Genomic DNA, 14936 nt, shown 5'->3' on the forward strand with positions numbered 1-14936 from the left:
GCTAACCCATGGTTGCCATCCAATGTTTTCTACATGACTGTCATAGGTGACTCCTACTTCCGTAGTTGATGCAGGCGTGTCTGCTTTTACAGTTTGTCCATTCATTAATCCTAAAATTGATGCACTGAGTAAGGTTGCAAGTGTTAGAGATAATAATTTCTTTATTTTCATTAAAATTCCTCCATAATAATAGTATATTCTAATACATTATACAATATTTAACTAAAAAAAACACCATAATAGACCATAATAGACCAATTATAGTTCGGCTTTTTAATCGTTTTCATAATATAATTATTAAATTATCAATAATTACGCATAATTATTAAAGAAACTGTAACAATAGTACAAAATTATGGTATATTATATATATTACCCATAAAGCAAACTTAGGAGGAAAATAAATGAAAATAAAAAGTCTTAGGGCTAAAATATTAATGGCACTTATACCAATATTTATAATTGCAATGGTTGTTCTTACATTAATAAGTTATTCTTATAGTAAAAATCAAATAAATTTGGATACAACACAAAAAATGGACAAACAGCTTAAACTGGAGATTTCTGATATAGAAAATAGATTAAACAGACATGCTAAGGTAGCAGAGGGTCTAGCAAAGACTGCGGAGGTTTCTGGGAATACATTAAACAAAAATCAATATGAAAATCTTGTGATTAAGTTTACAGGTACAAATACTGAAACCTTTGGTACTGGGGTTTGGTATGAACCAAATAAATATGATCCAAGACTCAAAAACTTTGCTCCTTATGCTTGTAGGGAAGAGGGTAAAGTGGTATATTTGGATGATTATAACAATGATAGTTATGATTACACTAAAAATGATTGGTACAAAATTGGTAAAATCACTGGTGCTGAAGTTGCCTGGAGTGATGCCTATATGGATGATGTTACTAAGATTTCAATGGTCACAGCTACAGCACCTTTTTATGATGGTAATAAAAACTTTTTAGGGGTAGCAACTGCAGATATAGATCTGTCAACATTACAAAAAGACATGAAGAATATTAAGGTGGGAAGCACTGGAAATGCTTTTCTAATTGATAACCATGGAACCTTTATCGCGGGTCAAGATTCAACCAAGATAATGAAAGCGAAAATATCAAACGATTCAAACAGCAGCTTTGCAAAGGCAGGGAAGCTAATGCTTTCATCTAAAAATGGAAGTACTTCTTATACTGACAATAAGGGTGCAAATAAGATTTACTATGGAGTAGTACCTGAAACAGGGTGGATTGTTGGACTTACTATATCTGAAAGTGAATTGAATGATCCTACAACTGCTTTATTTACAAGGTTGTTATTTACAGCAATAATAGCAATAGTTTTATGTATTTTATTAATATCTCTTTTTTCAAGATACCTTGTTAAAAACTTAAATAAAGTAAATAGTTTTGCAAAGGCTGTTGCAGAAGGCGATTTAACAAAACGGTTAGATATAAAATCGGAAGATGAAATAGGCCAGATGAGTGGTCATTTAAATAATATGGCAGCAAGTATGGAGAAAATAATAAAGTCTGTGCTAGAAAACACTGGTAATATGAGCTCCTCCAGCGAAGAACTTTCAGCCACAGCAGAGGAATTATCAGCAAAATATGAGATTATAGATAGTTCGGTTAAAGAGATAAATAAGGAGATAGACAATTTAGGTACAGCTACAGAAGCTGTTAGTGCTTCGGCAAAACAAGTGAACGCAACAATAAATGATCTTGCAAATGAGACTAATAAGGGAAAAGACTTATCCATTCTTATTAAGACTCATGCAACTAAAGTTAAGACTGAAAGTAAAGAAAAAATAGCAAACAGTGCTTTGTTATACAATGAAAAATATGAAAAGATAATTAATGCTATGGAGCAAGGAAAAGTTGTTAATGAAATTAGCGATATGGCAAATGTAATTGCAGGAATATCAGAACAGACCAATTTACTTGCTTTAAATGCTGCTATTGAGGCAGCTAGAGCTGGAGAACAAGGGAAGGGATTTTCAGTTGTTGCAGAAGAAGTTAAAAAACTTGCAGAGAAATCAACTGAAATGGCAACTAGCATACAGAGCACAATTATTAAAGTTAAAAATGCTTTTGAAAATTTGTCTGAGAATTCAGGGGAAATACTTAGGTACATTGATGAGATAGTTAAACTTGATTACGAAGCTTTGGGCAAAACTGGGGAACAATACGAAATGGATTCTACGAAAATTACCGATATGTATGAGAAAATATCGTCTATGGCAGATAGTATAAACCTAGCTGTAAACCAAGTGGGTATTTCAATACAAAATACATCGGAATCAACAACAATTGCAGCAAGTAGTTCAAGTGAAATAATTGCTAGCGTAGAAGAATCCACATTGGCAATGGAAGAAGTTGCAATAATGGCACAGTCACAAGCCGACATGGCACAGAGTTTATTTGATTTAGTAAATAATTTTAAGGTAACACAAGATAAGTTATAAGTTACAAGTTACAAGGGGCAAGTTAAAAGAATTAGGGGGAAAAATAGTGGAAGTTCAGGCATTTGTGGATTTTAGGAAAAAAGTAAATGATAATATTAGTAAGGTTATTGTAGGTAAGGAAAAAGTTATTGATAAAATAATTGTTGCTTTTATTTGTAAAGGGCATGTACTTTTAGAAGATTTACCTGGGCTTGGTAAGACACAGCTTGCAAAGTCTATGGCTAAATCTTTAAATTGCAGTTTTAAAAGGATACAGTTTACTCCGGATATGATGCCTTCAGATATCACTGGATTGTACTTCTACAACCAAAAGACCAGTGAATTTCAGTTTAGAGGTGGACCAATATTAAGTCAGTTTGTTTTAGCAGATGAGCTAAATAGAGCCACACCTAGAACACAATCAGCATTACTTGAAGCTTTAGGTGAAGGTCAGGTCACCGTTGAGGGAAATACAATAAAACTTAATTCCCCTTTTTTTGTTATTGCAACTCAAAATCCTGTGGAACAATTTGGAACGTTCCCACTACCAGAAGCACAGCTAGATAGATTCTTTGTTAGGATTTCATTAGGATATCCTACTCAAATTGAGGAAAAACAAATTTTAGACAGATTTCTTAGTGAAGATCCTATTTCGGATTTAAAGGCTGTGGTAAGTCTTGAGGAAATTGATTATGTTCAAAACAATTATACTTCTGTTTATGTTAGTGAATATATTAAGGATTATATTGTGAAAATTGTTCAAGCTACTAGAAATTCAGACTTAGCATTAGTGGGAGCAAGTCCTAGGGGAAGTTTGGCACTTATGAAGGCTAGTCAGGCTTTTGCATCCATTTGTGGACGAGATTTTGTTATTCCAGAAGATGTTAAGGAGATGAGCAGTGAGGTGCTTTTACATAGAATTATTTTAAATGATGAAGATAATTCTTTTATTGATAAGATTGTAAATTTAGTAGAGACACCTCATGAAGAATTATGATTTACTGGGAGGCATGAAGCTATGCTAAAGTATTTAATTTTTATTTTTATTGGGGCTATACTATTTGTATTAGCTGATGTTACTAGAAAAAGAGGTTTTCAAAGGCTCACAGTTATAAGAAATGTTGATAAATATAAGCTAAATGTAGATGAGGTATTTACAATTAGCACTATTATTGAGAATAAAAAAATGCTACCTATATTTTATTTGAATTTAAAACAGAGTATGCCTAATAATGTTATTTTAAGTAGTGCTCAGGGTGGAGAAGATTTATATAATTTTAAAATAGGCAAAAATCAGAGAATTAAAAGAAGTGTTAAAGCTAAAATTACCAAAAGAGGAGTATATGTATTAGAAGATATGGAAGTTTCACTTGGAGATATGTTTGGTTTTTCTTTGGATACTAAAAAATTCAACAGTTATAATGAAATAATTGTTTATCCAAAATCGCCTCCCATTAAAAGCTTTAAAGTTAACAATATTGGTAACTCAGGTGATAGGATAATAAGAAGATGGCTAGCTGAGGACAATTTATATATTAAAGGGATTAGAGATTATTCTCAAAGTGATAGAATGAAGGATATAAATTGGAAGGCAAGTTCACGAATGATGAAGTTAATGGTAAATGAATTTGATAGTACTTCTAATAAAAAATTGGATGTAATTTTAAATGTACAGGGTGGTGAGCCATATTGGAAGTATATTAAACCTAGTTTAATTGAGAAATCCATAGAGCTTACCATGGCAATTGCCAAAAATTCAATCAAAATTGGAGTTGAAACAGGATTTTATACAAATGCAATGTTGTCAGGTGCTTCTTCAAAAAAATTCAAGGGAATTAAGTCATCTTTAAAATCTTTTCTTCTTATCGCAGAAACTTGTGCAAGAGTTGGCTATGATACAAAAGTTAGTCTTAAAGATTATTTGAAAACTTCAAATATAATTTTTAATAGAAATACTGTTTATGTGATAATTACAAGTTACATGGATGAGGAAATTAAAGAACAAATTTCAGTTATGAAAAAGTATGGAATAAATGTGAAAATTATTTATGTGAGCGAAGACGAGGGTATTTATTATGAATAGTAAAAAAGCGTATATTATAGAAATAAAAGTTTTGTATGACCTGTGTATATTTAATTTTGCATTTATAATTTGGAGCATACTCACTCATATTTTATTTGTTAACTTTACGATTTTGTTTTACATAGGAATTGTGGTGATACTAGGTCTTATTGTTTTAAAACATTTTAAATATTTAAGTATAGACTATGATTCATTTAGGTGTGAAGTGAGAAATATGTTATTGATTTTAGCTGTATCTATTATGGTTTTATTTTTCAGTGATTTAAGTTTTAGTAACCAGATCTTTAAATTTTATATGGGGTTTATAATTTTTTCTGTACTACTACTAAGAAATACAAGAGATCTTTTATCAAATTTGAATAATAAAAAGTCTATGAGGAATAGTGTTTTTATCGCCATATTTATATTGTTTTTGAGTGTGGATGGGGTTTTAAGGGAAGTACTTAGGGCATTCTATATTTTGTTGAAATTTTTAAATTATATATTTGATACGGTTACTCCGAAAATAATTTATGTGATTATTTCTATTTTGGGAGCACTTTTTAATAAGATTAAAATTCCTCAAATTAAACAAAGTGATATGCTCAGCCATTTAATAGGAGATGCACACAGTAAAACTAATATTACAAAAAATCATCAAACTGGATCAATATATGTGGATTTTGTTATTAAGATTGTACTTGCACTATTAATAGTTATCATAATATATTTTATAATTATAAGGTTTTTAAAGGATAATAAAAAGAAAATAATATACAACAATCAAGATGGGATTATTGAAGTTGAAAATATTATATATGATCACAAGAAAAAAGAAAAAATAAATGTGTTTATGAAAGGGCTATCCCCTAATGAAAAGATAAAGATAATCTATTTAAAATTTGAGAAGCTTACTAATAAAAAGGGGATTTTCAAATTTCATCATACAGCTACAGAGCTATCAAGGGCTGCAAAAGAAAAATCTCATTTAGTAAATGAATTAGATCATATAAGTGAAATCTATAATAAAACAAAATTTTCAAACGTTGAATCAGATGAAATAGATTTTAAAGCTATTGAAAGGGAATATTACAAAGTTAAGAAAAGCTTTTCAAGTAGTAAATAAAAACTTTGATATTTTTTAATTCCACAAAAGAAGAGATAGTGAATGCAACATCGTAGAATATTAAGTTGACAGCAATGAAAATTAATTCTATAATTTTATTGTCAACCTATAAAATAAATATGGTTAACAATAAAATATAGGAGGATTATATGAAATTTAAAACAAGAGAAATTATATTAGTACCACTTTTTAGTGCACTTACAATAATAGGTGCTTTTATGAAAATTCCCATTGGATTTGTACCAATTACACTTCAATATTTATTTACAGCTCTTTCGGGGGTACTATTAGGGCCTATATTAGGCGCGATGTCGCAATTGATTTATGTAATTTTAGGACTTATTGGTTTGCCAGTATTTACTTCTGGAGGGGGATTATCTTATATATTAACTCCAACTTTTGGTTATCTTTTAGGATTTATTGTTGCACCATACATAATTGGCAAGATTGTATACAATGCTAAACCATCATTTTCTAGAATTCTAATTGCTTCAATTTTGGGACTATTAGTAACTTATCTAATTGGAACAACATATATGTATATAATATTAAATTACGTAACAAATATAAAAATAACATTATTAAAGTCTGTTGAAGTAGGAATTTTAGTTTTTATTCCTGGAGATTTTATAAAGTGTGTTATTACGGCTGAATTAGGATCAAAAATAATACCCAAATTAAATAAATCATATAAAAAAGATGGCATAAAAAAATCGTATAAAAAAATATAGGGGGTATCATTTTGGAAGAATTATGGGAAGGCATAGTATCAATAGGAAAGAGAATACTAAAGGGTGGAAATATTACATATGAAGAGACAATAAAATTAGGAAAAGCAGAAGGCAGCGACATAATTTTATTGTGTAGTTTTGCAAATAAAATAAGAGAAAAATTTAATGGAAATCATGTAGACCTATGTTCAGTAATAAATGCAAAATCAGGAAACTGTTCTGAGGATTGTGCATTTTGCGCTCAATCTGCATATCATAATACAAATGTAAAAAATTATTCTATATTAAATGAAGATAAAATAGTGGAGATGGCAATTGAGCGTGAAAAAGCAGGTGCAATGCATTGTGATATTGCAACAAGTGGACTTGGATATACAGGAGAAGAAGAGGATTTTAGAATAATATTAAGTGCGTTTAAAAGAATGAAAAAGAGTACAAATCTAAAGCTTTGTGCCTGTTTGGGAACACTTAATAAAAAATCCACGGATGCTTTAAAAGATGTAGGTGTGGAGAGATATAATCATAATCTTGAAACAGCAAGGAGTTATTATTCGAATGTTGTTTCTACTCATGGGTATGATGAAAGAATTCAAACAATAAAAAATGTAAAAAGTTCTGGTATGGAAGTATGTTCAGGAATGATTATTGGTATGGGTGAATCTATGGAGCAGCGTATAGAACATGGGTTTTTACTTAAGAAATTAGAAGTGGATGCAGTGCCAGTAAATATACTGAATCCAATTCTAGGTACAAAAATGGAAAATCAATCTAGGCTTTCACCTATGGAAATAGTTAAGAGTTTTGCGATTTTAAGATTTATTTTACCTGATAAAAATATAAGATACGCAGGTGGAAGAGAAGAGAATCTTGGAAATCTTCAATGCCTAGGATTTATTTCTGGACTCAATGGTATGCTTATTGGAAACTATCTTACTACAGGTGGACAAGAAGTTGCTAAGGATATTAAAATGATGGATGACTTGAATTTAGAATATAGTTGATAAATCTCTATTATGCAAGAACTAAAAAACAAAGGACATGTAGGTAGATTTGTTCAACAAATCTACCTACATGTCTCTCGTTTAAATGACAAATTTGTGTCTTGCGTTTTTTATCTTTCCATATCTTATAATTTATCTCTTGCATTCTGTTTTTTAACTTGTCACTTGAAAAGGGAACTGCTTTAAAAGAATAAATCTCTTTCCCCAGCTTCAATCCTTTTAAGTCTTGCTATAGTTTCTTCTCTTGCCTTGTCTTTAGTAATGTCCTTTAAGTTTTTCTCTATAGTTTTTTGTCCAATTTCTTTTAAATTATCATCTGCATAATCTATAAGAAATTCTTTAAAGGTCATTATAGCATTTGGAAGACAACAGTTATGGATGTTTCCACTTTTAGCAAGAGCCATAAATCTTTCGCCTGTTCTGCCTTGTCTATAGCAAGCAGTACAATAGCTTGGTATATAACCTTGTTCACAAAGACTAGTTAAAATCTCCATAGGGGTTCTACTGTCATTTACAGAAAATTGTGCAGACATTTGTTTGCCTTTATTGTCATGGCTTTCTTTATATCCACCAACATCTGTAGTTGATCCTGCACTTACTTGTGAAATACCAACAGATATAACTTCTTCTCTAAAATTTGGTTCTTCCCTTGTGGATAAAATCATTCCGGTATAAGGGACTGCAAGTCTTATAATGGCAACTAATTTTTTGAAGTCCTTATCATCAACTAGGTAAGGAAAATTATTACGGTCAACTCCTGCAGCAGGTCTTAGTCTAGGAGCAGAAATTGTATGTGGTCCTACCCCGTTGAATTTTTCTTCAAGATGTTTTGATTCAAGGAATAGACCTATTACTTCATATTTATAATCATATAAACCAAATAATACACCTATACCAACATCATCTATTCCGCCTTCTATAGCTCTATCCATGGCAGTTGTATGATAGTCATAATTATGTTTTGGCCCTGTTGGGTGGAGTCTTGCATAAGTTTCTCTATGGTAAGTTTCTTGGAAAAGAGTATATGTTCCAATTCCAGCCTTTTTTAGTTTCTTATAATTTTCAACTGTAGTTGCAGCAATATTTACATTTATTCTTCTTATTGCTCCATTATCTTTTTTAACGCTATAGATAGTATCCATGCAATCTGTTATATATTCTATAGGGCAATTAACATCGTCTTCTCCAGCTTCAAGTACTACTCTTTTATGTCCAAGATCCTCTATTAATTCAACTTCAGTAATAAGTTCTTCTTTGGTAAGTTTTTTTCTTTCATCCTTATTGGTACATTTATATCCGCAATAAACACATCCATTAACACAATAACTACTTAAGTAAAGTGGTGCAAACATTACAATTCTATTTCCGTATATCTCTTGTTTTATTTTTACGGCAGCCTTGTACATTTTATCTAGTAAAGTTTCATCTTCCACATGTAAAAGAGTAGCAACCTCATCAATGCTTAATCCTTCACATTCAGAAGCTTTTTGTATTAAGCTCTCAACGTATTTAGTATCTGTTGAAGTGGTGACGCCTTTTGCAAGATAATTTCTTATGTCCTCATCCTTAATGTAGTCTGCTTTTTGATTTTCCATTATGTGACCTCCAACTTTTATTTCTTAGAAATTGCAGATTTAACGCTTATACTGCTTATTTTTCCAAGTTTTCCCGTCATTGAACTGATTTTGTCCATTGATCCATCTACAATTAGAGAGATGACGGATAATCCTCTTTCCTTGTAAGGTATTCCCATGCGACCAACGATTATATCACTAAAACCATGAAGTATTTCATTTATTTCCTGAGCGTGTTCTGTATTTTCAACAATAATTCCAACCACACCTAATCTTTTTTCCATAAATCTCACCTCTACAAGATGCTTAACATCTGTTATCAAAATAAAAAAACTTCCCAAATTAATTAGGAAGGTAGTATGTTTATTAGTTACCCTTCCTTTTGCTCAGAATTACTTTGCAATTAGAAAACATGTTAAAATACCAAATTAAAAGAAATACTCTCATAATTCAGATGCAACTTGATTTTCTCATAAAAACTTGATTATTTCAAGTGAATATATGCATAAATTTTAAAATAATCAAAAAGAGTAATACAAAAAAATGTAATAAGTGACAAAAAAACATACTAAAATATATTATAATATTAAAGTTATTTTAGTAAAAATAACTTAACTGGGACAATTAAAAATTTATTGTCAGTTTAAAAGGATAATTAAATTTATCAAAAAACACCAAGTGACATATTTTTTTTTTACTAAGTGGTAATATTATTTCATTAAGTGTGGGGGGGATTTCCAATGTATATAATGGATACGCTAAGTAAATCATTAAAAGACGATGATGTAGAGAGAAGATATGAGTACAGGGTAATTAGATCTTCTTTCAAAAGTAATAACTATGGTGAAGAGGGAATACAATCCTATGGCATTGAAGTAGAACGTAAAGATTTACAGGGTGGCAAAGTTTTTAACCTTGAAAGGGATATAATTAAAAACGTAAGCCCACAAATACATAAGGTACAATCATTAGCAAAACTTTTGTATGACAATGTAGTATCACCAATTAACTGCGTGGAGGTTTTGGGTGAGTATGTTGATCAGTACATTAGTGACTTTTCAAGTGACAAGTTACAAGAGGCAAGTTACAAGTTATAAGTTAAAGGGTTTCATGATTACTTAAAATGTTTGGAAATGCAGGTGTATTTGTTAAGACAAATTAACTTACATTTCCCTTTTAATTTTATTTCACATGCCTAAAATACTGATTAGGAGAATTGAAAACATTTAGTTAAAAATTTCTCTGTTAACTACATATATGACTAAATATATATTATAATATGCTTAGATTAAGTATCTTCAGTGAATGATCATTAATTTCTTATATTGTTTAGTAAACAATGGAATAAAGTTTTAATGGAGGTGTGAGTTGATAGTAGGAGTAGGAGTAGATATTATAGAAATAAGTAGGATTAAGGATGCTATTGAGAAAAATAATTTGTTCATAGATAAAATATATACTGAAAATGAAATTGAATATTTTAAAAGCAGGAATTTCAGACCAGAGTATTTGGCAGGAAGATTTGCAGCTAAAGAGGCCATTTCCAAGGCTCTTGGTACAGGAATTTTTCAGTATAGTATGAAAGACATAGAAATTGATAGAAATGCTAACGGAAAACCAGTTGTAATATTAAAGGGCAAAGCTAAGCAGATAGCACAAAAATTTGGTGAATATAAAATACATTTAAGTATTTCCCACAGCAGAGAAAATGCAATGGCATATGCTATTTTAGAGATAAAGTAAGGAGGCACAATATGAGATTTGCATGCAGTGAGGCTATGAAAAAAATTGATGACTATTGTATTTCAAAAATTGGAATATCTGAACTTGTTTTAATGGAGAATGCAGCTTTGAAGGTTTTAAACAATTTAAGTTTAAAAAACGACAATTTTTTCGTTTTAGTATGTGGTACAGGAAATAACGGAGGAGATGGCTTTGCGATTGCACGCCATCTTTTTATATTGAATAAAAGTGTAAGGGTATTTTTTATTGGCAGCTTAGAAAAAATCAGTGAAAGCTGTAGGATAAATTATGAAATTTTAAAAAACATGGGTGTTAGCATTCACAGTATAATTTCTTCAGAGGATATAGAAACTTTGAAATTTGAAGTTATGATGGCTGATGTAGTAATTGATGGGATTTTAGGTACAGGAATAAAAAGAAACGTAACTGGTATTTATGAAATGGTGATATCTGTTATAAACGAAAACTCAAAGTACATTTTATCTATAGATGTTCCATCAGGACTTGATAGTAATACTGGGAAAAAACTTGGTAGCTGTATTGTAAGTAATAAAACAGTTACCTTTCAGCTTTATAAAAAAGGTTTTCTTACCTATGGTGCTAGCGATTATCTTGGGGATGTTATTGTAGAAAATATAGGTATACCAGAAGAAGCAGCTGAGAGATTTTGCGAAAGTGAATTCATAATTGATAGAAATTTTGTACAGGATAATATAGCTACTAGAGATAAATATTCTCACAAGGGTGATTATGGATCGGTTTTGGTTTTTGCAGGTTCCAATGAATATGTGGGTGCAGCATATATTTGTTCCATGGGTGCCGCAAGATCTGGAGCCGGACTTGTAACTTTGTGTTCATCAAAAGATATACTGAACATTTTGAGGGAGAAACTTACAGAAGTTATGACGGTTTCATTTGAGGATAGTGACAGAATTCAAAAACTTATGGAAAAGTCTAAGGCTATTGCCCTAGGACCAGGCATGGGCAATACTGAAAATACATTTAATACTGTTATTTATGTTTTAAAAAATGCTAAGTGTCCAATTGTTTTGGATGCAGATGGCTTAAATGTTTTCAGTGGCAAACTTAATATGTTTAATTGTGAAAATAGAGGGATAGTTATAACACCACACCTTGGTGAAATGTCTAGACTTACAGGTCTCACCATAGATTTTATTAAGGAGAACAGAATAAGTACTGCGCAAAATTTTGCAAAAGAACATGAGATAATAGTACTTCTCAAAGGTTATAATACAGTAATAACTGATGGAATAACAACCTATATAAACCCAACTGGTAACAGTGCTATGGCATCAGGGGGAATGGGAGATTGTCTTACTGGAATCATAGCTGGATTTATTGCACAGGGATTATCCCCTCTTGTAGCAGCTGCAGCTGGGGCTTATATTCATGGACTTTCAGGGGAGACACTTTCAAAAAATATGTTTAGTGTTAGTGCTACAGAACTTTTGAGGGAAATACCATATACTATTCATGAAGTGACAAGTGACAAAAAACTGGAACCACACCATTAAAATATTTTTAATAGTGTGGTACTACTCATAAATTGCTAAATTATATAGTATTAATAATGGAAACAATCTTTTCATGGAGGAATTTTGAAAAAATTTTTTCTTGTTTTAATAACATCTGTTTTATTGGTCTTTATTTCTGGATGCACCTATCAGAAGGAGACCGATAAGGATTTAACTCCTTATTTAAAAAATATAAAAAGCTATAGCACTGATATGGATATGACCATTCAAAATGACAAACAAAAACTGAATTATGCTGGAAAACAATTTTATGTACAAGATTTAGGATCGAGGCTTGAGCTAAATAAGGAAAGAGTTTTCATATATACTGATGATAAAATTTATGTTTCAGATTTAATAGGTGGACAAAAGTATACAACAGTAAAGAGTTCAGGCGATGTTTATAAGATTAGCTTTTTCAATGAGTTCATAAAATTATTAAATACAAATGGCAAGACAAATTATGAATTTAAAGAAATAGATGGGGATAAATATGAACTTATAACCACATCAATGGCTGAAAATAACAGGAATATAAATCGTCTAGTATTATATGTTAACCAAAAAGAAAAATTGCCAAGAGCATTGGTAATATATGATGCTAAGGGAAATGAAAAGATAATAATAAAATACAAAAATTTCAAGAATGAGACTATTGATAAGAATCTTTTCAATATAAACTAAAGAGTGAAGTTAGGAGTGTGGTAGATTTGTTTAAACATGTTAGGCCTGTTTTTGCAGAAGTTGATCTTGATAATTTGTCATTTAATTTAATGGGAATAAAAAAGTGTACTAAAGACGCCGAGATGATTGGGGTTGTAAAAGCTGACGCATATGGGCACGGAGCTGTAGATATAGTTCCTACGCTACTTGAAAATGGAGTTACTAGACTAGCAGTGGCTGTAATAAGTGAGGCAGTTGAACTAAGAAGTGCTGGTATTTCTGTACCCATTATGATTTTAGGTTATACGCCAATGATTTTGACTGAAGATATTTTTAAATATGGTATAGAACCAACGGTTTTTTCTTATGAATATGTTAAGGAACTTTCCAAACTGGCAGAAAAAGATCATATAGATGTAAAGGTACATATTGCAGTTGATACTGGTATGGGCAGAATCGGGTTTTTACCTAATGAAGAAAGTGTAGAAGATGTATATAAAATAAGCAAATTACCCAATATAGTAATAGAAGGATTGTTTTCACATTTTGCTACTTCTGACGAGAGGGATAAAGAGTATTCCAATATACAGTTGGAAAAGTATAAGTGGTTTTTACAAAGGCTAGAGGATAAAGGTATTTCAATAAGAGTAAAACATATAGCTAATAGTGCAGCAATTATGGATTTACCAAACACAAATTTTCAAGCAGTACGACCAGGGATAATACTTTATGGATATTATCCCTCTGAAGAAGTTAAAAAGGATAACTTGAAGCTTAAACCTGTAATGACACTTAAAACTAATGTTATACACGTAAAAAAACTTAAAAAAGGTAATTATATAAGTTACGGAAGGACATTTCAATGCCAAAGAGATAGTGTTATAGCAACTATACCTGTTGGTTACGCTGATGGCTACTCTAGGCTATTGAATTCAAAAGCAAAAGTAATTATAAAAGATAAATTTGCTCCTGTGGTAGGACGGATATGTATGGACCAATGTATGATAGATATAACTGATATTAAGGATGTTAAGGTTGGAGACGAGGTTATACTAATGGGGCAATCAGAAAACTGCAAGTTTAATGCAGATGATATGGCAGAAATATTAGGCACTATTAATTATGAAATAATATGTATGATAAGTAAAAGAGTTCCAAGAGTGTATATAAAAAATAACAAGGTTATAAAAATAAGGAATTACATATAATAGATACCATGATAAAACCTATGAAAAAAAAGGCAAATCCTTTGACATATTGACAATTTTTGAATTATAATCATAGTATACATATTTTCGTTTTTTTTTAATAGGAGGTATTGATCGTTCTATGTCAGAATCAAAGAAATTAGTTGTAAGCCTTTCAGATACACTATGTTCTGAATTTGATGAAGCACTAAAACAAGATTGTAAAAAAAGAAGTGAATTTATTCGTGAAGCTATAATATTATATATAGAAGAACAGAAAAAACTTCATTTAGTGGAGAAGATGAAAAACGGTTATATGGAAATGGCGGACTTGAACCTTGAGTTGTGTGAAATGGGATTATGTACTGATATATGTGAATTGAAAGAATATGAAGTTAAGCTTTCGGAGAGTGATTTGCCTGATGACCATGGTAGTGAAACGAGGAGATATATTCTATGCTGATTTGAGTCCCGTTGTTGGATCAGAACAGGGAGGAATAAGACCTGTTATTATAATTCAAAATGATATAGGGAACAAATATAGCCCAACAGTAATTGTGGCTGCAATTACCTCGCAGATAAATAAGGCAAAACTACCAACTCATGTTGAAATTTCTTCAGAAGAATATGGTTTAAACAAGGATTCGGTGGTTTTACTAGAACAGATAAGAACTCTTGATAAAAAACGGCTTAAAGAAAAAATAGGCCACATGACTGATAATGATATGGATAAAGTCCAAACATCTTTGCTTGTGAGTATGGCATTAAAAAATAGCTAAAATAACCAATAGCATTCTAGGATATAACTAGGATGCTTTTTTGAATAAGGTATTTGAAATAAACTATGCAGCATAAAGGTGAGGG

The 14936-nt window shown here is 30.8% G+C and carries 15 protein-coding genes; 13 read left to right on the forward strand and 2 right to left on the reverse strand.

Features of this window, described 5'->3' with window-relative positions; genetic code table 11:
- The first annotated feature begins 404 nt into the window (after window positions 1-404).
- The 6 genes from BR66_RS0115620 (at window position 405) to bioB (ending at window position 7370) form a co-directional block, all read left to right on the forward strand.
- Window positions 405-2471 (forward strand): methyl-accepting chemotaxis protein, encoded by a 2067-nt coding sequence (locus BR66_RS0115620; RefSeq protein ID WP_026883723.1) that lies wholly within the window; start codon window positions 405-407, stop codon window positions 2469-2471.
- 46 nt (window positions 2472-2517) lie between these two features.
- On the forward strand, window positions 2518-3447 hold the full coding sequence (locus BR66_RS24090) for an AAA family ATPase (protein ID WP_035796454.1): 930 nt from the start codon (window positions 2518-2520) through the stop codon (window positions 3445-3447).
- Window positions 3448-3468: 21 nt separating this feature from the next.
- Window positions 3469-4533 carry a DUF58 domain-containing protein gene (locus BR66_RS0115630; RefSeq protein WP_026883724.1) on the forward strand — a complete coding sequence of 355 codons (1065 nt, stop codon included), beginning with the start codon at window positions 3469-3471 and terminating at the stop codon, window positions 4531-4533.
- On the forward strand, window positions 4526-5638 hold the full coding sequence (locus tag BR66_RS0115635; RefSeq protein ID WP_026883725.1) for a hypothetical protein: 1113 nt from the start codon (window positions 4526-4528) through the stop codon (window positions 5636-5638). Before BR66_RS0115630 ends, BR66_RS0115635 begins: the two co-directional genes overlap by 8 nt.
- Before the next feature lie 149 nt (window positions 5639-5787).
- Complete coding sequence (locus tag BR66_RS0115640; RefSeq protein ID WP_026883726.1) at window positions 5788-6369, forward strand: biotin transporter BioY; 582 nt, start codon at window positions 5788-5790, stop codon at window positions 6367-6369.
- Between the two features lie 11 nt (window positions 6370-6380).
- Window positions 6381-7370, forward strand: a complete 990-nt coding sequence (gene bioB / locus BR66_RS0115645) for a biotin synthase BioB (RefSeq protein WP_026883727.1) — start codon at window positions 6381-6383, stop codon at window positions 7368-7370.
- Between the two features lie 182 nt (window positions 7371-7552).
- On the opposite strand, the gene hydG is transcribed toward bioB, so the two are convergent.
- Together hydG and BR66_RS0115655 are read right to left on the reverse strand one after the other, a co-directional pair.
- Window positions 7553-8965: a [FeFe] hydrogenase H-cluster radical SAM maturase HydG gene (gene hydG / locus BR66_RS0115650; RefSeq protein ID WP_026883728.1), complete on the reverse strand. Its 1413-nt coding sequence runs from the start codon at window positions 8963-8965 to the stop codon at window positions 7553-7555.
- A 17-nt stretch (window positions 8966-8982) separates the two neighbouring features.
- Complete coding sequence (locus BR66_RS0115655; protein ID WP_026883729.1) at window positions 8983-9228, reverse strand: TM1266 family iron-only hydrogenase system putative regulator; 246 nt, start codon at window positions 9226-9228, stop codon at window positions 8983-8985.
- A gap of 456 nt (window positions 9229-9684) precedes the next feature.
- On the opposite strand from BR66_RS0115655, the gene BR66_RS0115660 reads away from it, so the two are divergent.
- The 7 genes from BR66_RS0115660 to BR66_RS0115690 all read left to right on the forward strand — a co-directional run bounded on the left by BR66_RS0115660 (window position 9685) and on the right by BR66_RS0115690 (window position 14851).
- Entirely contained in the window at window positions 9685-10041 is a 357-nt protein-coding gene (locus tag BR66_RS0115660; RefSeq protein WP_026883730.1) for a DUF6514 family protein, read from the forward strand.
- Window positions 10042-10312: 271 nt separating this feature from the next.
- The gene (gene acpS, locus BR66_RS0115665) at window positions 10313-10687 is read left to right on the forward strand and encodes a holo-ACP synthase (protein ID WP_026883731.1); all 375 of its coding nucleotides are present in this window, start codon (window positions 10313-10315) and stop codon (window positions 10685-10687) included.
- 11 nt (window positions 10688-10698) lie between these two features.
- Window positions 10699-12222, forward strand: a complete 1524-nt coding sequence (locus tag BR66_RS0115670) for a bifunctional ADP-dependent NAD(P)H-hydrate dehydratase/NAD(P)H-hydrate epimerase (protein WP_026883732.1) — start codon at window positions 10699-10701, stop codon at window positions 12220-12222.
- An 84-nt stretch (window positions 12223-12306) separates the two neighbouring features.
- Window positions 12307-12906 (forward strand): germination lipoprotein GerS-related protein, encoded by a 600-nt coding sequence (locus tag BR66_RS0115675; RefSeq protein ID WP_026883733.1) that lies wholly within the window; start codon window positions 12307-12309, stop codon window positions 12904-12906.
- A gap of 26 nt (window positions 12907-12932) precedes the next feature.
- Entirely contained in the window at window positions 12933-14093 is a 1161-nt protein-coding gene (gene alr, locus BR66_RS0115680) for an alanine racemase (protein ID WP_026883734.1), read from the forward strand.
- A gap of 121 nt (window positions 14094-14214) precedes the next feature.
- Entirely contained in the window at window positions 14215-14535 is a 321-nt protein-coding gene (locus BR66_RS0115685; protein WP_026883735.1) for a CopG family ribbon-helix-helix protein, read from the forward strand.
- Window positions 14495-14851 (forward strand): type II toxin-antitoxin system PemK/MazF family toxin, encoded by a 357-nt coding sequence (locus BR66_RS0115690; RefSeq protein WP_026883736.1) that lies wholly within the window; start codon window positions 14495-14497, stop codon window positions 14849-14851. Before BR66_RS0115685 ends, BR66_RS0115690 begins: the two co-directional genes overlap by 41 nt.
- Window positions 14852-14936 lie beyond the last annotated feature (85 nt).

This window comes from Clostridium akagii DSM 12554, assembly GCF_000686725.1.
Classification (GTDB): Bacteria; Bacillota; Clostridia; order Clostridiales; family Clostridiaceae; genus Clostridium_I; species Clostridium_I akagii.